This window comes from Paractinoplanes pyxinae (genome assembly GCF_026626335.1).
GTDB lineage: Bacteria > Actinomycetota > Actinomycetes > Mycobacteriales > Micromonosporaceae > Actinoplanes > Actinoplanes pyxinae.
The window spans coordinates 280,095-302,921 of the sequence record NZ_JAPNTZ010000003.1 but is presented as its reverse complement, the minus strand read 5'-3'; the positions used below and the strand labels follow the sequence as shown (position 1 = coordinate 302,921).

Sequence of the window (22,827 nt, the reverse complement as noted above, 5' to 3'; positions counted from 1 at the left end):
TACGATGGCGGCAAGGGAGGCCCGCGATGACCGGAACCAAGCACCGTCACCCCGTACCCGACCGCGCCCGCCGCCGCGCCGTCCGAGCCCTCGCGGCCCAGCTCGGGGTGGCCTATTCGGTCGCCGCCCGCCTGCTCGCCGAGGGCCACCGCCCGGCCGTGTTCGCCCAGCGCGAACAGCGCCCGTTCCACGCCCGCGTCCGCGACACCCGCGAGGCGGTCGACCTGCCCCTGGGCCGGGCCGCCCACCTCGCCCGCCGCTACCCAACCGGCTCCCCCGGCCTGGACACTGTGCTGGCCATGCTCTACGCGACAGTCGAACACGAGTCGCCGGCCCTGAAGCCCGCCGCCGAGGAACTGTCCTGGGTGGCCGACCTGGGCGAGGAGGCCGCCGTCGACATCACCTGCGCCGCCCTCGACCAGGCCGCCCGCCTTTTGCTGGACGACGACACCTGGCACTTGTGGACCCGCATCGAGGCCGCCCTCACCGCCGGCGAGAACAACTTCGATCCCCGCGTACGCGACGCGTCCCGCCTGCTCGGCCGGGAGCTCCGAACCGTAAGCCTGCGCAGCGCGCTGCCCACCGCCCGCCGCACCCTCGACGCGCTGCTGGTGGTCTAAGGCAGCAGCGTGCGGACGTGGGTCAGGGCGGGCTCGGTCAGGGGGAACGTCACGGTGCCCTCGTGGTCCTGGCGTTCCAGGGTCCACTCGTCGTGCAGGCGGCGGATCGTGACCTGGACGTTGGGGGCCTCGCCGTGCCAGACGGTGTCGCCTCGGGTGGCGCCGTAGCGGGCGCGGGAGAGCACGCTGACCTTGGCTATGCCGGCGCAGGCGCGGCAGCGGCCGTCGGGGGTGGCGGTGCAGCGGCCGCAGACCGGGCCACCGCAGAGGGGGCACGGGGTGGCGCCGTCGTCGCAGGCCCGGCAGGTGGGGGTCAGGCAGGTGGCGCAGGAGCGGACGCTGGCCGCCAGGTGGTGGCTGCGGCACACGTAGGCCTCGGCCAGCTGGTCGCCGGTGGCCGCGTCGGGCACGTGGCCCTGGGTCTCGCCGGGTGGCACCTCGTACGTGATCTGCAGCTGGACGCCGTCGGGCAGGGCCCACACCTCTTCGACCTCCAGGCCGATCGCCACGTGCGCCGTGCGGGTCGGGTGGGCGGCCAGAAACCTGGTCAGGTCGGCGGCCAGCGGCTCCGGCAGGCCGTCTTCCGCGGCGGGGGCGGTGGCGGGCGGGCCGGGCGCGACGGCGGCCTGGGCGTCGGCGGGTAGCACTTCCTCCTCGCCGGGCGGCTGCACGACGCCGGCGTACCAGAGGCGCCGGTGCAGCCTGGTCGCGCCGGCCAGCGTGATGCCGGTGAACTGGTCGGCCGTGGTCAGCGCGGTCACCGAGGCCGTGACGCCGGGCGCCACCAGGGCCGCGCCGACCAGGGCGCGGGTGAGGTCGCCGGGCTCGGCCGTGATCCGGTGCCAGGCGGGCTCCCCGGCGTCGCGGCGGACGCCCAGCAGCGCGTGGGCGCCGACCCGGGCCAGCACCGCCTCCCATTCGCCGAGCCGGGCCCGCGACACCACCTCGGGCTGCGGGTTCCAGTCGGCCTCGGCCCACCACACGTTCTCGCTGGGCGCCTGCCATTCGGCGACCGTCTCCGAGGTGGTGGGGCCCGAGGCCGTCCGGCGTACGAGACCCCGGGCTTCCACCGCAGTCAGGTCCTCGGTCCGCATCCGGCAGGCCACCAGCCGGGCTCCGGACGGCGGGACGGCCGCCTCCGGCAGGTGGGCTGACGAGCGGGCAGGTGCGGCGCCGGCCGACATCAGGGTGGCCAGTTCGGCCTGCAGCGACTCGTCCGGCACGGCGCCGTCGGTGGCCGGCGGTGGGTCGAACGTGCCGGCCTCGCGGGTGTCGCCGGCCGTCACCGCCCAGTGCACGGTCGTCCCGCTCGTCCGGTCGATCGGCAGCCAGTCGCGGGGTGCGGGCGGGCAGTGCTGCTCGGGCAGGGCGTGCACGTCGACGTCGCCCGCGCCGGCCAGGCGGGCCGCGGCGATCCGCAGGGGTAGCAGGGGGTCGTCGGCCGCGGTGGTCCAGCGCTCGATGCCGTCGTCGTTCAGCAGCACGACCTCGCGGCGGTGCGAGCCGGTCAGCACGGCCACCGTGCCGCCGTCGTCGGTCGCGGTCAGCACGGTCAGGCCGTGTGCGCCCAGCTCCTCGGGCAGGTCGGCGGCCGATCCCGGGGCCAGCGCCCGGCAGGTGAGGCAGAGCGTGTCGTCGCGGCAGGTGCGGCACACGTCCCGCTCGCACACCTGGCACGCCTCGACGACGAGCTCCCGCGAGCAGGCGTGACAGGACGTGTCGCCGCACCGGGCACAGCGGGTGTCCGGCCCGGCCACGCCGTCCCGGCAGAGGCCGCACGCCGGGCGGTTGCAGGTCTCGCAGGCGAACAGCCGGGCCACGTCGCGGCAGCACGGCCCGTAGACGCGGCCGCAGCCGGGACAGCCGGTGGCGCGGGCGGTGTCGAAGAAGTGGCCGAGGCTGTCGACCGAGACGTCCCGGTGGATGGTCCCGCCGCTCGGCAGCTTGACGGCCAGCGCGGCGCCGGGATCGAGCGGGACCCGGCCGTCCGGGTCGTCGAGGGCCCGGCCGGGGGCGACCAGGAAAGTCCGCGAGGTGCTGCCGTGCGGCGACTCCCACGTCTCTTCGATCTCGAGGCGATCCGCGAAGGCCACCGTCTCGAGCGGCCGGTCGAGGGCAACGAGCGCGGCCAGCAGGGCCGGGTCGTCGACGACGGCGACATCGTCGTCCGGCTCGACCTCGGTCGGGGCCTCGACCATCGGCTCGCCGTCCTCGCCGGCCACCGCTGTCGGGGCGAGTTTGCGCACCTCACGCCGCACCTCGGTGCCGCGCACGGGGGTGCTGAAGTCGAGCCGGGAGCTCGCGGCCCGCCACGGGTGCCGCACCAGCACCCGCTCCGGGCTTCCGGCGCGCCGGGCCAGCTCTTGCTCGGCGGGCAGGGTGGCGCCAGGCAGCCCGGGCACGAAGACACGGGTGCCGTCGGCCAACCGGCAAAAGTACGAACGGTGTAAACCGTCAACCTCGACGCGAACCGGACCAGCCTGCCCGGTGGCCACCGCGCGCCCGCCAGCGACCGGATCGTGCTCGGCCGGACCCCACACCACGGCGTGCGACACGGCCGGCGCCGAGCGGGACGAGACCACCGCCTGATCGTTCAGCCACCCGAGCTGCCACTCGGTGTCGAGCTCGGGGTCACGGGCAGGCTGCACCGAACCGATCGTAGAGAGACCCCGGCCGTGGTGAAAGGTCCGAACGACCGAGGTCAGGCCAGCAGCGCCGGCATCGCCCGGGTGAGCGTCGGGCGCCAATCGGGCAGCGGGGCCACACCGGACGAGGACCAGCGCCGGTGCGACAAAACGCTGTAAGCCGGGCGCCGGGCCGGGCGCGGGAAGCGGTCGCTGGTGGTCGGGCGGATCCGGGCCGGGTCCAGCCCGGCCTCGGCGAAGACCGCCTGGGCCAGACCGAACCAGGTCGTCGAGCCGGCCGCCGTGCCGTGGTAGACGCCCGGGGCGGCCCCTGAGCGGGCCAGCGCGACCACCTGCCGGGCCAGCAGCCACGACCAGGTAGGCGGGCCGGTCTGGTCGTCCACCACGTCGAGGGTGTCCCGCTCCCCCGCCAGCCGCAGCATCGTCCGCACGAAGTTGGGGCCGTGCGCCCCGTACAGCCAGGCCGTCCGGACCACGTACCCACCGGCGTCGAGGACGTGGCGCTCGCCCGCGGCCTTGCTCCGGCCGTACGCGTTGACCGGAGCCGTCGGGGCGTCCTCGGCGTACGGCGTGGTCGCCTGCCCGTCGAAGACGTAGTCGGTCGAGAGGTGGATCAGGCGGCGGCCCGCGGCGGCGGCCAGATTTCGCACGGCGTCCCCGTTGACCACGGTGGCCGACTTCTCGTCGCTCTCTGCCCCGTCCACGTCCGTCCACGCCGCGGCGTTGAGGACGAACCGCCCGCCGTCGGCCGCGGTCCGCACCGCGATGGGGTCGGTGATGTCGAGCTCGGCCCGGGTGCAGGCGAGCACGTCCCGTTCGCCCGCCTCGGCCAGGGCCGCCCGCAGGTCCTGGCCGAGCATGCCGCCGGCCCCGGTGATGAGCCAGCGCATCAGGCGGCCGCCCGCGCCTTGAGCGGTTCCCACCAGGCCCGGTTGTCGCGGTACCAGGCGACCGTGGCGGCCAGCCCCTCGTCCAGGCTCACCTGAGGTGCGTACCCCAGTTCCTCGCTGATTTTCGTGATGTCCAGAGAGTAGCGGCGGTCGTGGCCCTTGCGGTCGGCCACCGGGCGGACCATCTCCCAGCCGGCGCCGCACGCCTCGAGCAGGCGGCCGGTCAGCTCACGGTTGCTCAGCTCGGTGCCGCCGCCGATGTTGTAGACCTCGCCGGCCCGGCCCTTCTCGAGCACCAGCTGGATGCCGCGGCAGTGGTCGGAGACGTGCAGCCAGTCCCGCACGTTCGCGCCATCGCCGTACAGCGGAACGGGTTTGCCGTCCATCAGGTTGGTGACGAACAGCGGGATCACCTTCTCGGGGAACTGCCGCGGACCGTAGTTGTTGGAGCAACGGGTCACGACAACGTCGAATCCGTGCGTACGGTGGGCGGCCAGCACCATCAGGTCGGAGCCCGCCTTCGACGCGGCGTAGGGCGAATTCGGGGCCAGCGGCCATTTCTCGGTCCACGAGCCCTCGTCGATCGACCCGTACACCTCGTCTGTCGACACATGCACGAAGCGGCCAACCCCCGCAGCCCGGGCCGCATCGAGCAAAACCTGGGTGCCGAGCACATTTGTGCGTACGAAAGGCATCGCTCCCGCAATCGACCGATCAACATGCGATTCGGCCGCGAAGTGGACAATCACGTCGTGGCCGGGAAGAAGCTCCCGCAACAGGTGGTCGTCGGTGATATCCCCCTGAACGAACCGCAGCCGTGGATGAGTCTGCGGGAGGTTGTCACGATTGCCCGAATAGGACAGTGAGTCGAGGACAGTAATGCCGGCCGTAGCGGCATCGTCGGAAAGGAGGGCGTGGACATAGGCCGATCCGATGAAACCGGCACCACCGGTCACGAAGATGTGCACGGCTGGCGAGTGTAGACACGGTGGCAGCGCTGCGTAACCTTCGCTGGTGCGCGGAATTCTGCTCGCCGGGGGAACCGGCTCGCGACTCTGGCCCCTTACCATCGCGACGTCGAAACAGCTGATGCCCATCTTCGACAAGCCGATGGTCTACTACCCGCTGACCACGTTGGTGTCGGCCGGGATCCGCGAGATCCTGGTCATCACGACACCCGAGGACCAGCCTCAGTTCCAGCGTCTGCTGGGTGACGGCAGCCGGCTCGGGCTGTCTCTGTCGTACGCCGGACAACCGGAACCGAACGGCATCGCCCAGGCCTTCCGGATCGGCGCCGACTTCATCGGCGACGAGCCGGTGGCGCTGATCCTGGGCGACAACATCTTCCACGGCGTCGGCCTGGGCCGGCAGCTGGCCCGCTTCCGGGAACCGGCCGGTGGGCGCGTCTTCGCCACCCCGGTGGCCGATCCCGAGCGGTACGGCGTGGTGGAGTTCGACGGCGACGGCCGGGTCGTCTCCATCGAGGAGAAGCCGGAGAAGCCGAAGAGCACGTACGTCGTACCGGGCCTGTATTTCTACGACTCGGACGTGGTCGCGATCGCCGACAAGCTCGAGCCCAGCGCCCGCGGCGAACTGGAAATCACCGCGGTCAACGAGGAGTACCGGCGTCAGGGCCGCCTCGACGTCACGGTCCTCGAGCGGGGCACGGTATGGCTCGACACCGGCACGTTCCAGTCGATGGTGCAGGCGTCCGAGTACGTCCGGGTCATCGAGGAGAGGCAGGGCCTCAAAATCGGCTGCGTCGAGGAGGCGGCCTGGCGGCTGGGCTTCATCTCCGACGACAGGGTGCGCGAACTGGCCGAGCCGCTGCGCAAGAGCGGCTACGGCGACTATCTGGTCCGGCTTCTGGAAGGCGGCCTGCGGTGAAGATCCGCCCGTTGAGCATCGAGGGCGCGTACGAGGTGACACCCACCCAGCACGGCGACGACCGCGGCGTCTTCCTGGAGTGGTACCGCTTCGACGCGCTGGGCGCCGCGGTCGGGCACCCGCTCGATCTGCGGCAGGCCAACCTGTCCACGTCGGCCCGCGACGTCGTGCGGGGCATCCACTTCGCCGACGTGCCACCGGGTCAGGCCAAGTACGTCACCTGTGTCACCGGCGCCGTCCTGGACGTGGTGGTGGACCTGCGGGTCGGCTCGCCCACGTTCGGCTCCTGGGAATCCGTGCGCCTGGACGACGAGGACAGGCGGGCGGTGTACCTCGCCGAAGGGCTGGGGCACGCGTTCTGCGCGCTGAGCGACGGCGCCACCGTGGCCTATCTGTGTTCCAGCACCTACCGTCCGGGGCACGAGCACGGCGTCAATCCGCTCGATCCAGCGCTGGGCATCGTCTGGCCGACGGCGACGCCGCGGTTGTCCACGAAGGACAGTGCTGCGCCGTCCCTGGCGGAGGCTCGCGCGACCGGCTTGCTACCGACCCATGAAGAATGCAACGAGTATGTGAAAAGCCTTCGTCACCTTCACGACAGTCATTCATCCGCCCAAGATGATTGACCACCGGCATTCACTGTAGTAAGCGCGCCGGTAAGGCCGCCTATTGCGCCACGGTGTGCGCCGGTAATGCCGATAGTCCGATCTGAACACATTGGACGCGAACGGTTGTCAGAATCATCCGATCCGTCAATTCGCATCGCACGGAAGGGCGTACCGCCCAGGTCCGCGGGTTGCCAGAGTCAGCAGAGTGCCCGGGCAGTGACCGCCCGGACACGGATCAGGCTCGGTCGACGACGGAGGCAACCCGTGCAGACAGTCGGATCGGCAGCGACGCTCGACCTCGCCGCAAGGAACACCCAGCTCAAAGCCGGGGCTCCACCCGGTGGCGCCCGGGGCGGCTGGCAGAGCCGGTACGTCCGGACGCTGCTGCTCATCGATGCCGTGGTGGGCCTCGGCGCCGCCTCCTCGGCGCTGCTCGTGCGCTTCGGATCGCCGGTGAAGGAACCGCTCATCGGCGGCTACCTGCTGGTCACTTTTCTTTTCCCGGCCGTCTGGGTGGCCTGCCTGGCGTTCAATCGGGCCTACGAGACCAGGCACCTTTTCGTCGGCACCGACGAATACGCCCGAGTTTTCCGTTCCGGTTTGGCGCTGACCGCCGGCCTGGCCATTGTTTCGTTCACGTTCGACCTTCGTCTGGCCCGCGGATATGTCATTGTCGTGATTCCGCTGGTGGTCGCGGTCAATCTCATCGCGCGCTACGCCATGCGGCAGCGGCTGCACCGGTCCTGGGCCCGCAGCGAGCGGCTGCACCGGGTCATCCTGGTCGGTCACGCCCAGGCCGTGGCCGACATGGCCCGCCGGCTGCGCCGGGAACGCCACCACGGCCTGGGCGTCATCGGCGCCTGCCTGCCGCCCGGCGCCGGCCGGTCCACATTCGACGCCGGCATGCCGCCGGTCTACGGCACCTTCGACGGGGTCGCCGCCGCGGTCGGCCGGGCCGGCGCCGACACCGTGGTGGTGCTGGCCTGCCCCGAGATCGACGGCGCCGCCCTGCGCCGGCTGGCCTGGCAGCTCGAGCGGGACGACATCGACCTCATCGTGGCCAGCACGCTGGTCGACGTGGCGGGCGACCGCACCACGATCCGCCCGGTCGACGGGCTGCCGATGCTGCACGTCGACCACCCGCGCCTCAAGGGCAGCGCCCGCTGGGTCAAGGCGGTCTTCGACCGGGTCGGCGCATTGACATTGCTGGTGCTCGGATCCCCGGCCCTGGTCGTGGTGGCCGCGCTGGTCATGTTCGGCCCCGGCGGCCGCGGTCCGGCCATCTTCCGGCAGGAACGCGTGGGCAAGGACGGGCGGCTGTTCACGCTGTACAAGTTCCGCACGATGGTGGTGAACGCCGAGCAGCGCCTGACCGAGCTGCGCAACCTCAACGACACCGACGGCGAGCTGTTCAAGATGCGCAACGACCCCCGGGTCACGCCGGTCGGCAAGTGGCTGCGCCGGCTGTCCCTCGACGAGCTGCCGCAGCTGGTGAACGTGGTGAAGGGCGACATGTCGCTGGTCGGCCCGCGGCCGCCGCTGGCTCGCGAGGTGGCCGGCTACCCGTCCGACATGCTGCGGCGGCTGGTGGTCAAACCGGGCCTGACCGGGCTGTGGCAGGTGTCGGGACGCTCCGACCTGTCGTGGGAGGAGTCGATCCGGCTCGACCTGACCTACGTCGAGAACTGGTCGCTCTCCATGGATCTGGCCATCCTGGCCCGCACGGCCAGCGCGGTCGCCCGCAGCTCTGGCGCGTACTGAACGAAACGAGAGAAGGGCCCTCACCCGATTCGGGTGAGGGCCCTTCGTCACGACATCAGTAGCCGAACTCCTGGGTGTAGTACGGGGTGCCGTTGGCCGAGTAGGCCACGCCGACGCCGACCGCGATCGCCTTGCAGTTCAGGATGTTGGCGCGGTGACCCGGGCTGGCCATCCAGCCGTTGACGACGGCGGCGGCCGAACCGAAGCCGAAGGCCACGTTCTCGCTCTGCGGGCGGTTGTAGCCGGCCGCGATGGTGCGGGTGATGAAGGTCGAGCCGCCGGCGCCGGCGTGGCTCATCGTGTTCGTGCGGGCCTGGTAGGCGCTGTGGCCCATGGCCGAGCGGGTGAGGGCCGGGCTGACGACGACGGCCTTGCAGCCGTGGGCGGCGCGCTGCGCGTTGGTCAGGGTCGCGATGTCGCTCTGCAGCTTGGCGGTGCCGGTGACGGCGGCCTGGGCGGACGAGGCGAACGCGATCACGACGAGCAGGGTGGCGGGGATCATCGCGATCAGGGCCAGACGCTTGGTGATCGAAGAACGCATCGACTGCCTTCCGGTAAGCGGTCCCGGTGGCTACCGGGGCTCTCACCGTTCAAGTTCGGCCCGGGCAGCGGGGAGTTGGTAGCTACCCCGCTGCCCTTCGGTTGCCAGTCGGTTGGCTATCGGCCGGTCTCAGTCGGGTGACCCAGCGGCTTGGCGTCCGAGGTGATGCTCAGCCCTCGGAAGACCGCCCGGGACGAGGTCAGTTCGACCCGGTACTGCGCGTATCGCGACGTGCCGACCACCCGGCCGCCGTCCCGCACGGCCGTCCAGCCCGTCCAGGACGCCCCGGGCGTGCTCGTGCTTCCCGTCCGCATCAGCACCCGCAGCCCGGAACCCTGATAGCTCAGCCTGTCCCAGGTGACCATCTGCCCGGCGTCGAGCACCCGCGAGACCAGAGCCCCGCTGGCCCGGCTGGGCCGCACCCCGTCACTGGTGACCGAAACACCCTGGCCCGCACCGGTTCGCCACTGCGGGGCGGTGTGGTCGGCCACGCCGGACGCCGAGGAGACGAAGGTTCCGGTCCGCGATTCCGTCACGTTGCCCGCGGGATCGGTGTTGCGCACCCGGTAGTGGTACGTGGTGGCCGGTTCGAGCCCGGTCACCACGGCCCGGTGCCGGCGGCCGCCACGGTCGGCCGGCCACTCCTTGAGCGCGGCCGGATCGGTGCCGACGAGCAGCGTTCCGGCCGCCGGCTCGTCGGTGGTCCAGCTGACCGCGGCGGTGCCGTCGGCCTGCGGCACCACAGCGGCCGCAGAGGTCCCAGGGGCGCGGCTGTCGGGTGCCACCGCGACTCGCCGGGACGGAGCGACCGGCGTGGCGGTGGTGCCGTACGTGGCCGTGTAGGCGCCCGGTGCTGCCGTGAACATCGCATACTCGACGCCCTTCACGACCGTACGAGTGAAGGGAACCGCCACGCCCGCGCGGGCCAGCGTGGTCAGACCGCTGCCGCCCGCACCCAGGGTCGGCACCATGCCGGTCAGCCCGGTCGCGCCGGCGCCCACGTTCACCGTGAAGGCCAGATTGGTTCCCGACCACGAGATTCCCGAGTACGACGATCCGTTGCGCCCGTCGAGCCAGGTGAGCAGCTGCCGCGCGCTCACCACCGGCACTCCCCTGGTCCGCGCCGACTCGAGCACCTGGTCGCTGTCGTACGTCGTGCCCTGATCGGTGTGCATGTTGGCCGTGAACGCGCCGTAATAGCCCTCGGCTCCGAGTGCCCGGTCGAGCAGAGAATTGACCGTGTACGGATAACTCTGCTCGGACTCGTCGGTCATCTGGGTGGCCGCCTGATAGATGTCGAGCAGCCCGCCCGTCTTGGCCGAGAACCGCATCGGCATGCCGGAGCCGGTCATGAACCCGGGCCGGTCGGCCACCCAGCTGCCCGGCCAGTAGTAGTAGTTCGTGTCGAGCCGGATCCCGCTCGCCGCCTCGGCCGAGGCCTGCGACGACCAGTCCGACCACACGATGCAGTGCGTGCGGTTGGTGACCGGCGCGCTGACGGAGTTGTACTTCGTACGCCACGTCGTCAGCTGACCCGTGAGGGTGCTGGCGATGGACGAGGGCGTGTAGTCGGAGCACCCGGTGTTGAGGTGCAGAGCCACTTCAAAACCTTGCGCCTGGTACGCCGTGGCCTGGCTGTTGGAAAGCGGGGTGTCGGGGAAGACGTACGAGGTGAACCGGTTGCACTGCCAGGCCGCGACATCACAGGCGGCCGCGCTGTTGGCGCTGTACTGGTTGAACCGTGCCGCCGTGCCGCCGGTGGCGTGGTCGTCGCCGGTGCCCACGACCACCGCCTTGAGGCTGCGCGGGAAGTACCAGAACTTCGGCAGCGGCTTGCGGTCCAGGTTCATCGCCCCGATCAGGTTGGCCAGCAGGCGCTGCTGCTCGTCGGCCTGCGGGACGGCCACCTTGGCCAGGTTGACCCAGTCCGGTGAGGCGCCGCCGAAGTACAGGTCGTCGGAGCGGATCGGGCCCGAGCCGTCCCTGTCCTGCCCGTCCCAGGCCGGATTGCCCTGGCGCGTCTGCACCAGCGACTGCGCCAGGTCGAACGTGAAGGCCGCGGCCTGCCCGCCCGCCGGGCCCACGTCGGCCAGCGACACCGCCGGGTTGGTGGTGGTCGCGGTCGCGGTCGAGTAGAGCGTCGCCACCGCCCGCGCGCCGGCCAGCGTGTAGCGGTCGGCGACGCCGTGGAACTGAATGGTCTGGTCGGTGATCCCCGTGCCGGGCGACGTCGTCGCGTCGACCTTCAGGTAGCCCTCGGCCAGCGTCCCGGTGGTGCTGGTCAGCCCGAGCAGCCCCGCCAGCTGTTTGTCGGGTCTGAAGGCGATGAGGTTGCCGCCGCCGGTCACCCACGCGCCGAACATGGCGACCTGGGCGGCGGTCAATGGGGTCTGACCGAGCAGCACGACGTCGTACTGGCTGAGCGTGGCCGCCGTGACGGTGGGCAGCTCGGCCGTGGTGAACTCGTTGAGGCCCTCGGTGCGCAGCACCTCGGCCAGGAACGGGGTGAAGCCGGCGCCGCTGGGTTTGACGACCAGGATCGGACCGCCGGGCCCCTGGTCGGGTGGCGGCGGGGGCGGCGCGGCGGTCGAGAACGTCCACGTCACCGGGGTCATGAGGTTGCCCGCCGGGTCCCGGGCGCCGCTCACCGTGACCGTGTACTCGGTGGAGTTGGCCAGCGCGGCCGACGGCGTGAAGGTGACGGTGTTGGTGCCCGCGTTGTAGGCCGTGGCGCCGGCGACACCGGCCACCGCGACGGCCGCGCCGGTCACCGGTTCACTGAAGGTGGCGGTGATCGGGGCGGTGGTCGCGACGCCGGTGGCGCCCGCGCCGGGTGAGCGGGCGAACAGCGTCGGCGCGGTGGTGTCGGTGGCCGCCGTGTTGAACACGACGTCGACCCAGTAGTTGGTGGCCTGGTAGGTGCTGTTCGGGAAGGCGCTGGCCCCGTACCGGTAAAGACCGTTCCCGTTGTTCGCCGCGTTGGCCAGGGCGGTCAGCGGGCCCCGCGAGACGGCGGTGGCCAGGCCGTTGGCCGTGGCGGAGTAGAAGCCGGTGTCGGTGTGGTACGAGGCCACGTACGTCGTATTGGCCGTCACCGCGACCGGGCTGGGCAGGGTGGCGGTCTGCCAGCCGGTGGCCGACTCCCCCGTGAAGGTCACCGTGCTCAGCCGGGTGCCGGTGCTGGTCCACAAGCCGCCGGTGTGCGTGCCGGTGTTGCCGGTGCCCTTGTAGAACTTGAGGCCGGTGATGAAACCGGCCGTGCTGCTGCGGAAGCGCACGCCCAGTTCCACCGCCGAGTTGTCGGCGACGGCGGCCGTGGCCGGGGTGGCGGTCGGCGCCCAGATCGTGCACGGACAGGCCCCGTTGGGCGCCGCGGTGGTGAAGCTCCAGCTGTACGGGGTCATCGTGTTGCCCGCGGCGTCCCGGGCGCCGCTGACGGTGGCCGTGTAGCTCGTCGACGCGGCCAGCGCGGCCGACGGCGTGAACGTGAGGGTGCGCGCCGCCGCGTCGTACGCGGACGTCCCGGTCACCCCACCCACCGCGAGGGCCGCCGAGCCCGCCTGCAGCGCCTCGCTGAACGTGGCGCTGACGGTGGTGGTCGCCGGCACCCCGGTGGCCCCGGAGGCGGGGTTGGTGGCCGAGACGGACGGCGGGGTGGTGTCCACGCCGTTGTCGGTGAACACCACGTCGACCCAGTAGTTGGCCGACAGCCACGTGTTGGTCGGGAACCCGCCCCCGGATCCGTACCGGTAGACGCCGTTGCCGCCGTCCACGCCGTTCCGCAGCGCGTGCAGCGGCGCGTTGTCGACACCGGCGTCGGCGAAGGTGTTGTCGTCGGCCGCGTACCGGCCGTTGGGCGCGTAGTAGGAGGCGATGTACGTCGTATTGGCCGTGACGGCGATCGGCGCCGCGAAGGTGGCGGTCTGCCAGCCGGTCGCCGTCTCGTTGGTGAATGTGACCGTGCCCAGGTTGGCCCCGGCGGCGCTCCACAGATGGCCGATGTGCGTACCGCTGTTGCCGCTGCCCTTGTAGAACCGTACGGCCGTGACGAAACCGTTGTTGTCGGAGCGGAACTTCACGCCCACCTCGACGGCCGCCGTGTCGGGCTCGGCCGGGTTGGCCGGCGCCGCCGTCGCGGCCCAGATCGAGCACGGGCAGGCGGCCGCCATCGCCGCCTGCGGGGCGGTCAGGAACGTGGCCACCAGGGCCAGGCAGAGCACGAGCAACAGCGGCCGTTTGCGCATATGAGGCCCCTCAGGATGCCGGAATGAACAGGACGTCGACCCAGTAGTTGCTGGACTGCCAACTGGCGGACGGGAACCCGCCGCCGGACCCGTAGCGGTAGACCCCGTTGACCCCGTCCACGCCGTCCCGCAGGGCGTGCAGCGAGCCGTTGTCCACCCCGGAGGTCGCGAAGTAGCCGGTGTCGGTGGAGTACCGGCCGGCGGGGGCGTAGTACGAGACCACGTACGTCGTGTTGGCGCTGATCGTCACCGGGGTGGCGAACGTGGCCGTCTGCCAGCCGCTCGCCGACTCGCCCGTGAACGTGACCGTGCCCAGGCTGGTGCCGGTCGCACTCCACAGGTGGCCCACGTGGGTGCCCGTGTTGCCACTGCCCTTGTAGAACCGCACACCCGTCACCTGACCGCCCACGTCCGAGCGGAACTTGGTGCCCACCTCGATCGGATCGGTGTCCGGGTCGGCCGGGGTGCCCGGCGTCGCCGTGGCGGCCCAGATCGAGCACGGGCAGCCCGAGGGGGTGCTCGCCGCCGTGGTGAACGACCAGGACGTGCTCGCCATGGCGTTGCCGGCCGCGTCCTGAGCCCCGCTGACCGTGACCGTGTACTGCGTCGAGGCGGCCAGTTGAGCCGACGGCGTGAAGGTCGCGGTCGAGGTGGCGGCGTTGTACGTCGTGCTTCCCGGGACACCGGCGATGCTGACCGCGGCCCCGCTGACCGGCTCGCTGAAGGTCGCCGACACCGTCGTCGTGCGGGCCACGCCGGTGGCGCCCGAGGCCGGCGTACGGGTGACGACGGTGGGAGCGGTCGTGTCGGGCGTGCCGCCGCCGGGGCTGAACACCACGTCGACCCAGTAGTTGGCCGATTCCCAGGCCTGCGTGGGGAAGCCGGTGCCGAACCGGTAGACGCCGTTGACGCCGTCGGCCCCGTCGCGCAGGGCGTGCAGCGGCTCGTTGTCGTAGCCCTGCATCAGGAAGTAGTTGGAATCGGCGGCATAGCGGCCGTTGGGCGCATAGTACGACACCACGTACGTCGTCCCGGCGGTCAGCGTCACCGGCGTCGAGAGATTGGCCTGCTGCCAGCCCGAGGCTGTCTCGCCGGTGAAGGTGACCGAGGCCAGCTGCGTGCCCGAGGCGGTCCACAGGTGCCCGACGTGGGTGCCGGTGTTGGCCGAGTGCTTGTAGAACCGGATCGCGGTGACCCGGCCGGCCACGTCGGCCCGGAACTTCGTGCCGAGCTCGGTCCCGGTGGTGTCGGGGTCGGCGCCCCCGGCCGGTGTGACGCCCGAGCCCCAGATGCTGCACGGGCACGAGCGCGCCCCCACGGTGACGCCGGCGGTCGCGTCCGCGCCCACGTTGGCGCTGTCGTCGGCCGCCCGCACCCGGATCGTGGCCGGGCCGCTGACCTTCGGCTTCCAGGTGTACGTCCAACCGGCCCGGCCGGTGGCCGGGTGCCACGTGGCGCCGTTGTCGGTGGAGACCTCGACCCCGCCGACCACGCCGCCGCCGGTGTCGGTGGCCGTGCCCGCGATCGTCACCGGCGACCCGGCCTGCACGCTTGCCCCGGCGGCCGGGGAGGTGATGACCGCGCTCGGCCCGGTGGTGTCGGTGGAGGCCGTGGCGGCGGTCAGGCCGGACTGCAGGGTGCCCGGTTGCGCGCCCATGTCGGCGAACAGGTTGACGGTGGCCTGCCGCATCGGGGTGCTGGCGGCGCCCGAGCCCCGGTCGTGAACGCTGTCGAGGCCCCACGACCACTGGACCGTGCCCGCGCCGAACACCAGCGCGCCGCTGGGCGCGCGGTAGAGCGTCAGGTTGTGGGTGGCGCTGCCGGTCGCGTACGTCGAACCGTAGTCCTGCAGCACGTCGAGGCCGCTGGCCGTGGTGGTGGAAAGTTTGATCAGCCCGCGCGGCCGGAAGCCGTTGTCGGCGTCCTCGTCCCACTCGTAGCCGACCGTGCCGGTGCCCAGGGTGGCGGTGGCCCCGGCGGCCTGGGTGGCCACGGTGGTGCCGCGCCACAACCGCATCTTGCCGTCCGCGGCCGGCACGCGCAGGTTCACCGTACCCGCGTTGACCTTGAAGATCGTGCCGGTGAGCCCGTTCTCGGGGCGGTTGCCGTCGGCCGGCGGGCTGAACCGCGGGTCACGCCAGCTTCCGGTCCACTCCGCGGTCGGGTCGATCTTGGCGTTGGCGTGCGTCTCCTTGTACGTGACCAGGGTGCGGTACGGCGTGCCGGAGCCGTCGATCGAGTTCTCCCAGCGGGTCTTCCAGAACACCTCGTTGCCGCTGAAGAAGGCGAGGTGCACGCCCGCGTCCCGGGCCGCCTCGACGTTGGCCCGCTGCCGCCCCGACCAGTACTCGTCGTGGCCGACCGACAGGAACGCCTTGTGGTTGGTCAGCAGCGAGCCCCGGGCGTCGGTGTCGACGCCGGAGATGTAGCTGACGTCGTAGCCGTTGGCCTCCATCCAGCGCACCATCGGGTACTCGGCGTTGAAGACCGCGTCCTCCGATCCGGTGCCGCGGGTGGTGACGGGCCGGTTGTAGCTCACCTTGTAGGCCCGCCCGGCCGGCGATCCGACGTAGAGGCTGTTGCCGCCGTATTGGTTGTAGGCCTGCCACGTCGTGTCCGAGGTCTGAAACACCAGGTCGGAGCGGCTGGCGTCGTCCCGGACGACGAAGACCACATGGCTCGCCCCGGAGGTGCCGTCGGTGCGCACCAGCCGGGCGAAGTAGATGCCCGAGACGGCCGTGGCGGGCACGGTCCACGACGCCGACACGGCCCAGTTGCCGCAGTCGACCAGCCCGGTGGTGGGGGCGGTGAGGCAATCGGGCTGTGTCTGCCGGCCGACCGGGTTCACGGTGGTGATCAGGCGCGCGCCGGCCCCGCCGTAGTAGCCCATCCGGTAGATGTCGAGCCGGTACGAGGTGGCCGTGGTCTTCACCTTGAACCGCTGCGTGCCACCCACGTTCACGCTCATGTCGGTGGCGAAGCCCTGGATGGCCGCGCTGCCCGACCCGGACACGTCCCAGGTCGAGGAGGGCGTGCCGGGCTTGCTGTTCTCGCAGGCGACCGGATTGACGAGCGGGGCGCAGGGATCGGCCGCCGCGGCCGCGGACGGCACGAGCAGGCCGGCCGCGACCAGGACGAGGACGAGAAGGGACCGCAACGGCTTGGGCATGGTGTACCGCCTCACATGGCAGTCGGTGTCGCCTGAAGGTGGGGACGCGGCTCGTCGACCTCGGGCCAGCCGGCCCGCCAGGTGCGGCGCTCGCGCCAGATGACCGTCCAGTCGGCGCCGCGGGAGCGTTCGCGGCCGAGCACGGCCGAGGCGGCGGCGCGTAGGCCCACGCCCGCCGTCAGCAGGCCCACGCCCGCTCGCGCCTTGGCGGGCGACCAGTGCCGGCGTACGTAGGTGGCCTTGCCCCGCAGGATCCGGACGCGCTGGCCCTCGGAGCTGGACGAAGCGCCACCGATGTGGGTCACGGCGGCGCTGGGCACCACGACCGGGCGAGCGCCCAGCGCGGCGGCCCGGGTGCAGAGGTCGATGTCGTCGCTGTACAGGAAGAAGACCGGGTCGAAACCGCCGAGCCGCTCGAAGAGGTCGCGCTCGACCAACATGCAGCAGCCGGAGACCGCCGGCACCTCGCGGACGCTCTGCCGGTCGTACGCGGGAAGCCTTTCCGGGTTGAACCACCCGATCACCGAGCCCAGCCCGGTGGCGAAGCCGACGTAGCTGCGCAGGCTGGGCAGGTCCCAGCAGCAGTACATGTCGTCGGTGCCGTCGGCGTGCAGGGTGCGGCCGGTGTAGATGCCGTTCCGCGGATGCTGCTCGGCGAACCGGAACAACTCGTCGACGGGGTGGCCCACCGGCGCCGCGTCGGGGTTGAGGAACAGCACGTAGCGGCCGGTGCTGGCCATCACGCCGCGGTTGATGCCCCGGCCCCAGCCGACGTTCTCGTTCAGCCGCAACAGATTCGCCTCGGGGAAGGCCTCCGCGATGGCGTCGGCCGAGCCGTCGGTGGACGCGTTGTCGACCACGGTCACATCGAAGTCGACAGCACCGGTGCGGCTGTCGAACAGCTTCTTCAACCCGTCCAGCGTGAGCTCGCGGGTGTTGTACGAGACGATGACGACGGAGACGTCGGGGCGGGTCATCGGGCCGATCCTTTGCGAAGACGCTCGCGGGCACTGCCGGCGAGCAGACGGAGGGCGAAGGGCGCGTCGTCGACGAGATAGCGGCGCATCAGGCGGCGCGGCTCCCGATACAGCCGGTGCACCCACTCCAGGCCGCTGTCCTGCATCCAGCCCGGGGCCCGGGAGTGCACGCCGGCCACGAAGCCGATGGCCGCGCCGCAGCCCATGAACCAGGTCTGCGGCAGGCGCGGGCGCAGCCGGGCGATGACCCTTTCCTGTTTGGGGAAGCCGAATCCGACGAAGACCACATCCGGGGCGGCCCCCACCACCTCGTCGCAGACCGCGGCGTACTCGTCCGCGCGGGTGTCGAAGCCGAAGGACGGACTCAGGCAGCCGGCGACCTTGAGGGCGGGCAGGCGGTCGCGCAGCACGTGCTTGGCCTGATCGGCGGTGCCGGGCTCGCCGCCGAGCAGATAGACCGACCGGCCGGCGTCGGCCATGGTGGCCGAAAGACTCCAGATCAGATCGGAGCCGGCCACGCGGGCCGGTAAGGGATCACCGGCCAGCCGGCTGGCCCAGACGATCGGTTTTCCGTCCGCGACAACGATGGAAGATGCCCGTACATGGTGGCGTGAATCCGCATCCCGCACGACACGGTGCAGAATGTCCACGTTGGGGGTGATGATCTGCCCACCATTGCCGTCCGCCAATTCCGCTAGAACGCGCGCATTCACCTCATCCTCGGTCAGCCGGTCAAATTGGACACCGCCCAACGTGACCCGATTTGCCTGCGACACAATGGTTCGGGGCCTCGCCTGAGAGTCCTTCACATCGTGGAACCTATCGGCGCTTCTCCTGTGGACAAAGAGTCAAACGGCCGTCGCCTCTGTCATCCATGCGATAGCGCCTCCTCCGTTCGACCGGTTGCTGAGCGGCGGTCAGGCATTCCGGGCGGGCCCGAATGGGGATCTTGGCACGTTTCCACAAGAGACCTTTAAGTGTCTTGGGCAGCGGCCTTCACCTGCGTACGGTCGCTTGCGGAAATGGTTGGCGAGTCGCCTTGTCGCAAATGAAGAATTCATTCCTTGAGGGGTTGAACTGTGCGGAACAGTCAGGAATCCGCCGAAGAGATCCGTTCCCGGTCCGGGCACCGCGGGCACCGCGGGCACCGCGGGCACCCCGGGCGCCACGTGCGCGGCGGCCGGCGCGGGCGGTTGCTGTTCACCACCGGCGCGGCGCTCATGCTGGCCGCGGCCACCGTCGTGACGGCGAACGCGGTCACCACCCAGCCCGAGACGTACTCGTTCTTCACCGGCACCGACGTGTCGAAGGTCGCCACCGATCCCGACACCGTGCCGGTGGAGCTCGGCCTCAAGTTCCGCTCCAGCCGCGCGGGAACGCTGACGGCCGTGCGCTTCCTCAAGGCGAGCGGCGACCGGGGCGCCCACCGGGTGACGGTGTGGTCCGGTTCCGGCCGCCGCCTGGCCGGCGCCACCTCGGCCGGCGAGTCCCCGGCCGGCTGGCAGCAGGTCGCGCTGGCCCAGCCGCTGCGCATCGACCCGGGCCGGGACTACACCGTCTCCTTCCAGACCACGCGCTACCGGGCCTCGGAGAACTACTTCGCCGGCCGCACGGCCAAGGCCGGGCCGATCAGCACGGTCGGCGCGGGCGTCTTCGCGTACGGGCCGACTCGGCATCCGACGTCGAGCTGGAAGGCCAGCAATTACTGGGTGGACGTCGTCTTCCAGCCGGGCGGCTCGGCCCCGCCCACCGCCCCGGCGACCACGACCCGGGCCCCGAGCAGCAGCCCGGCGCCCAGCCCGGTTCCCAGCCCCACGCCCAGCGTTACGCCGTCGTCCCCTTCGACGCCCACGACGCCGCCGGCCCAGCCGGTGGGGCTCGATCTGCCCCGCGTGCCGTGGGAGGGCGGCCCGGAGTACTACGGCCGTTTCGCACCGGCCAAGGCTGGTTTCACCGATTCCGGATTCTTCCCGGTCGGCGTGTGGTTCGAGAGCGTGCTCGGTGACGAGGATGCAGCCACCGACAAGGCCGCCGGAATCAACACGTACGTCGAATTGACCGAGAATTCCGACCTCGCCACCGTGCGGAAGGCCGGCATGCACGCGCTCACCTCGTGGGAGTCGGGCAGCCGGGGCGACGAGTCGGTGGGCTGGGTGCTGACCGACGAGCCCGACATGTGGGCCGGGCCGGGCGACGGCCAATGGACCGGGAAGTTCCCCGGCCAGGGCGATGTCTGCGCCACCAAGGAGCCGTGCGGATACGACGTGCTCCGCCGGATCTCGGCCGGCCTGCCCGGCGACACCCGGCTGCGCTACGTCAACTACGGCAAGGGCGTCATGTTCTGGGAGTCCGACGCCGAGGCCGCGGCGTTCGTCAACCAGTTCACCAGCATCGTGTCCAACGACATCTACTGGTACACCGACCCCAACGTCTGCGGCTCGCCCTCCGAGGGTCCCAGCGCCGGGGTGGCCAGGGAAAAGTGCCGCCGGGCGGCCAACTACGGGCTCACCATGGACCGCATGCGCGAGCTCGACGCGGCCGACGGCAAGCGCCAGCCGGTGTACGCCTTCGTCGAGGTCGGGCATCCGTTCGGCGAGGCCGACGCGCCCACCATCACCGCCGAGCAGATCGCCGGGGCCACGATGAACTCCCTCATCCACGAAGCGCGGGGAATCATCTACTTCAACCACAACTTCGGCGGCTCCTGCATCTCGCAACACGTGCTGCGGGACGGCTGCGGCAAGGCCGTGCGCCCGGCCGTGACCGAGCTCAACCGCCGGATCGCGACGCTGGCGCCGGTGCTCAACACCCAGTCGTACGCGTGGAATTTCAACGCCGGCCTGGACACGATGCTCAAATCCCACGAAGGCTCGCACTTCGTCTTCGCCATGCCGGGGCGCGACGGCGGCACGGGCAGCCAGACCCTGACGCTGCCGCCCGGGCTGACCGGGACGAGCGCCGAAGTGCTCTTCGAGAACCGCAGCGTGCCCATCTCGGGCGGCAAGCTGCAGGACACCTTCGCGAAGGAGTCGAGTTACCACATCTACAAAATCACGCCCTAGACATCGGGCCTTCCGAAGTGGACGGGCGCTCGATCGTCGGCGAGGACTGTCGACTATGGGATAGCGCCTCGTCCATTCGACCGGTTGTTGCGCACCGGCGGGGCCGGAAGCATCCACGGCGTGCGAATAAGCGTCATCGTGCCCGCTTTCAACGAGGAGGCAGGCATCCGCGCCACGTTGTCCGCATTGACCGACAGTCCCGATTCGGGCCCCGACATCGAGATCCTGGTCGCCGCCAACGGCTGCATCGACCGCACGGCCGACGTGGCCCGCGGCTTCGGCGTCCGGGTGCTCGAGATCGCCACACCCTCCAAGACGGCCGCCCTCAACGCGGCCGACGAGGTCGCGACGGGCGACGTCCGCGTGTATCTGGACGCCGACGTCCCGGCCTCGCCGTCCCTCGTGCGGCAGCTGGCCGAGGCGGTGGGCCGGCCCGGCACCGAGGCCGCCGTGCCCCGCCCGGCCGTCGACGCATCGGGCAGCACCTGGCCGGTGCGCGCGTTCTACGCGGTCAACGCCCGGCTGCCGGTCTTCCGCGGGCGGTTGTTCGGGCGCGGCGTCATCGCCGTCTCGTCGCGGGCCCGGTCCCGGTTCGACCGGTTCCCCGCGATAACCGCCGACGACATGTTCCTGGACGCGGTCGTGGCTCCGGCCGAGAAAACCGAGATCGACATTTCCGTACGCGTGGCCGCCCCTCGGACGACCGGCGACCTCATCCGCCGGGTGGCCCGCGCTCGCGACGGCAACGCCGAATTCGAGCGCTACATAGGCGCCAACCCGGGCGTGGTGGCCGCGCCGGCCGAGGCGGACTCCACGTCCTGGCTGCGCGACGTGGTGCTGCGCCGGCCGTGGCTGGCGCCCGCCGCCGTGGTCTACGTCGCCGTGGTGCTGCTGGCCGAACGCAAGCGCCGCTCGCCGTCGTGGGACGTGCGCTCCGGCTGGGGCCGCGCGGCCCAGCCCGTACGCGTGCCCGCGCCCCGCTCCCCCGCCGACGACACCGACAAGGTTGCGCCATGAGACGCCGGCTCGCCCTGACCATGCTGGCCACGCTGACCCTGACGGCCGCGTGCACGGCGGAGGACGAGCCGCGGGCGCCCTCGGTGGCGGCGAGCGAACCGAGCGCCGAGGCCGCCGGGTCGGCCGCGCTGGCCACGGCCCGTGTGCCGTGGGAGGGCGGGCCGTCGTACTACGCGAAGTTCGCCAAGGCCAAGGCGGCCGGCTGGGACGACCCCGAGTTCTTCCCGCTCGGCGTCTGGTACGAGAGCGTGCAGGCCCCGGCCGACGTCGCGAAGGACAAGGCGGCCGGCCTCAACACGTACGTCATGCTGACCAGCACCTCGAACATGGAGGTCGTCAAACGCGGCGGCATGCACGCCATGACCGAGATCCGGAAGGACGCCGGCGGCGAGACCACCGCCTGGCTCCTCAACGACGAGGTCGACATGTGGGGCGGTCCGGGCGACGGCACCTGGAGCGGCAAATTCCCGGGCGAGGGCGACATCTGCTCCCGGGGCAAGTCGTGCGGCTTCGACGTGCTGAAGCAGCTGTCGGGCAAGTTGCCGGCCGATGACGGCCGGATGCGCTACGCCAACTTCGGCAAAGGTGTCATGTTCTGGCAGAGCGACGACGAGGCGGCCCGGTTCGTCAACGAGTACACGACCGCGGTGTCCAACGACATATACTGGTACACCGACCCCAACGTGTGCACGTCGAGCTCCGAGGGCGCCCGGCTCGGCGTCGAGAAGGACAACTGCCGCCGGGCCGCCAACTACGGGCTCACCATGGACCGCATGCGCGAGCTCGACGCGACCGACGGCAAGCTCCAGCCGGTGTACGCGTTCATCGAGGTCGGGCACCCGTTCAGCGAGGCCGACGCCCCCACCATCACCGCCGACCAGATCGCCGGGGCCACGATGAGCTCGCTGATCCACGAGGCCCGCGGCATCCTCTACTTCAACCACAACTTCGGCGGGCCGTGCATCTCGCAGCACGTGCTGCGCGACGGCTGCGGCACGGCGGTGCGGCCCGGGGTGACCGAGCTCAACCGCCGGATCACCAGCCTGGCCCCCGTGCTCAACACCCAGTCGTACCGCTGGGACTTCAATTCCGATCTCGACACGATGCTCAAGGCGCACGACGGGTCGTACTACATCTTCGCCATGCCCGGGCGCACCGGTGGCACCGGCGAGCAGACGCTGTCGCTGCCGACCGAACTGGCCGCGAGCTCGGCCGAGGTGCTGTTCGAGAACCGTTCGGTGCCCGTTCAGGGCGGGTCCATCACGGACACGTTCGACAAGGAGTTCTCGTATCACATCTACCGAATCCAACCCTGACGGCCGATGGCCGGGCAACCGTTCGCAGCCTTGCGGGGATCGCGGACGGGCGAAGACACTGAACGGGTCACGGGGGAACACTGTGGGCAG

The 22,827-nt window shown here is 71.2% G+C and carries 15 protein-coding genes; 7 read left to right on the top strand and 8 right to left on the bottom strand.

From position 1 onward, the window contains the following. Positions 1-26 precede the first annotated feature (26 nt). Positions 27-620: a hypothetical protein gene (locus OWR29_RS09380; protein WP_267562184.1), complete on the top strand. Its 594-nt coding sequence runs from the start codon at positions 27-29 to the stop codon at positions 618-620. Here OWR29_RS09380 and OWR29_RS09375 read toward each other — a convergent pair. Genes OWR29_RS09375 through rfbB form a run of 3 tightly spaced genes read right to left on the bottom strand, consistent with a single transcriptional unit; the run spans position 617 to position 5,123 of the window. Beyond that, positions 617-3,268 (bottom strand): hypothetical protein, encoded by a 2,652-nt coding sequence (locus tag OWR29_RS09375; protein ID WP_267562183.1) that lies wholly within the window; start codon positions 3,266-3,268, stop codon positions 617-619. The two genes, OWR29_RS09380 and OWR29_RS09375, sit on opposite strands and share 4 nt — an antisense overlap. A 53-nt stretch (positions 3,269-3,321) precedes the next feature. Beyond that, on the bottom strand, positions 3,322-4,155 hold the full coding sequence (gene rfbD, locus OWR29_RS09370) for a dTDP-4-dehydrorhamnose reductase (RefSeq protein WP_267562597.1): 834 nt from the start codon (positions 4,153-4,155) through the stop codon (positions 3,322-3,324). Then, positions 4,155-5,123, bottom strand: coding sequence for a dTDP-glucose 4,6-dehydratase (rfbB, locus tag OWR29_RS09365; RefSeq protein WP_267562182.1), 969 nt, complete (start codon positions 5,121-5,123; stop codon positions 4,155-4,157). Before rfbB ends, rfbD begins: the two co-directional genes overlap by 1 nt. Positions 5,124-5,169: 46 nt before the next feature. Here rfbB and rfbA point away from each other — a divergent pair, with 46 nt between their 5' ends. From rfbA to OWR29_RS09350, 3 genes are all read left to right on the top strand, one after another. Continuing rightward, positions 5,170-6,042: a glucose-1-phosphate thymidylyltransferase RfbA gene (gene rfbA, locus OWR29_RS09360; RefSeq protein ID WP_267562181.1), complete on the top strand. Its 873-nt coding sequence runs from the start codon at positions 5,170-5,172 to the stop codon at positions 6,040-6,042. Then, entirely contained in the window at positions 6,039-6,668 is a 630-nt protein-coding gene (locus OWR29_RS09355; protein ID WP_267562180.1) for a dTDP-4-dehydrorhamnose 3,5-epimerase family protein, read from the top strand. Before rfbA ends, OWR29_RS09355 begins: the two co-directional genes overlap by 4 nt. 246 nt (positions 6,669-6,914) lie before the next feature. Continuing rightward, positions 6,915-8,411 carry a sugar transferase gene (locus OWR29_RS09350; protein ID WP_267562179.1) on the top strand — a complete coding sequence of 499 codons (1,497 nt, stop codon included), beginning with the start codon at positions 6,915-6,917 and terminating at the stop codon, positions 8,409-8,411. Positions 8,412-8,466: 55 nt separating this feature from the next. Here OWR29_RS09350 and OWR29_RS09345 read toward each other — a convergent pair whose 3' ends face one another. From OWR29_RS09345 to OWR29_RS09325, 5 genes are all read right to left on the bottom strand, one after another. Next, positions 8,467-8,952, bottom strand: a complete 486-nt coding sequence (locus tag OWR29_RS09345; protein ID WP_267562178.1) for a CAP domain-containing protein — start codon at positions 8,950-8,952, stop codon at positions 8,467-8,469. 116 nt (positions 8,953-9,068) lie between these two features. Then, on the bottom strand, positions 9,069-13,196 hold the full coding sequence (locus tag OWR29_RS09340) for a DUF4082 domain-containing protein (protein ID WP_267562177.1): 4,128 nt from the start codon (positions 13,194-13,196) through the stop codon (positions 9,069-9,071). Between the two features lie 10 nt (positions 13,197-13,206). Next, the gene (locus tag OWR29_RS09335) at positions 13,207-16,380 is read right to left on the bottom strand and encodes a N,N-dimethylformamidase beta subunit family domain-containing protein (protein WP_267562176.1); all 3,174 of its coding nucleotides are present in this window, start codon (positions 16,378-16,380) and stop codon (positions 13,207-13,209) included. Further along, positions 16,377-17,342 (bottom strand): glycosyltransferase family 2 protein, encoded by a 966-nt coding sequence (locus tag OWR29_RS09330; protein ID WP_267562175.1) that lies wholly within the window; start codon positions 17,340-17,342, stop codon positions 16,377-16,379. The genes OWR29_RS09335 and OWR29_RS09330 overlap by 4 nt, the downstream gene beginning before the upstream one ends. Then, positions 17,339-18,118 (bottom strand): WecB/TagA/CpsF family glycosyltransferase, encoded by a 780-nt coding sequence (locus OWR29_RS09325; RefSeq protein WP_498371630.1) that lies wholly within the window; start codon positions 18,116-18,118, stop codon positions 17,339-17,341. Before OWR29_RS09325 ends, OWR29_RS09330 begins: the two co-directional genes overlap by 4 nt. Positions 18,119-18,421: 303 nt before the next feature. On the opposite strand from OWR29_RS09325, the gene OWR29_RS09320 reads away from it, so the two are divergent. From OWR29_RS09320 to OWR29_RS09310, 3 genes are all read left to right on the top strand, one after another. Next, positions 18,422-20,404, top strand: a complete 1,983-nt coding sequence (locus OWR29_RS09320) for a DUF4082 domain-containing protein (protein WP_267562173.1) — start codon at positions 18,422-18,424, stop codon at positions 20,402-20,404. A gap of 120 nt (positions 20,405-20,524) precedes the next feature. After that, positions 20,525-21,421 (top strand): glycosyltransferase family 2 protein, encoded by an 897-nt coding sequence (locus OWR29_RS09315; RefSeq protein WP_267562172.1) that lies wholly within the window; start codon positions 20,525-20,527, stop codon positions 21,419-21,421. Then, positions 21,418-22,737: a hypothetical protein gene (locus tag OWR29_RS09310; protein ID WP_267562171.1), complete on the top strand. Its 1,320-nt coding sequence runs from the start codon at positions 21,418-21,420 to the stop codon at positions 22,735-22,737. The genes OWR29_RS09315 and OWR29_RS09310 overlap by 4 nt, the downstream gene beginning before the upstream one ends. Positions 22,738-22,827: the final 90 nt, after the last annotated feature.

What these genes read in the sequence shown, in the direction of transcription:
- OWR29_RS09380 (WP_267562184.1), top strand. Translation starts at nt 27, where the DNA reads ATGACCGGAACCAAGCACCGTCACCCCGTACCCGACCGCGCCCGCCGC.
- rfbD (WP_267562597.1), bottom strand. Translation starts at nt 4,155, where the DNA reads ATGCGCTGGCTCATCACCGGGGCCGGCGGCATGCTCGGCCAGGACCTG.
- OWR29_RS09345 (WP_267562178.1), bottom strand. Translation starts at nt 8,952, where the DNA reads ATGCGTTCTTCGATCACCAAGCGTCTGGCCCTGATCGCGATGATCCCC.
- OWR29_RS09340 (WP_267562177.1), bottom strand. Translation starts at nt 13,196, where the DNA reads ATGCGCAAACGGCCGCTGTTGCTCGTGCTCTGCCTGGCCCTGGTGGCC.
- OWR29_RS09330 (WP_267562175.1), bottom strand. Translation starts at nt 17,342, where the DNA reads ATGACCCGCCCCGACGTCTCCGTCGTCATCGTCTCGTACAACACCCGC.
- OWR29_RS09310 (WP_267562171.1), top strand. Translation starts at nt 21,418, where the DNA reads ATGAGACGCCGGCTCGCCCTGACCATGCTGGCCACGCTGACCCTGACG.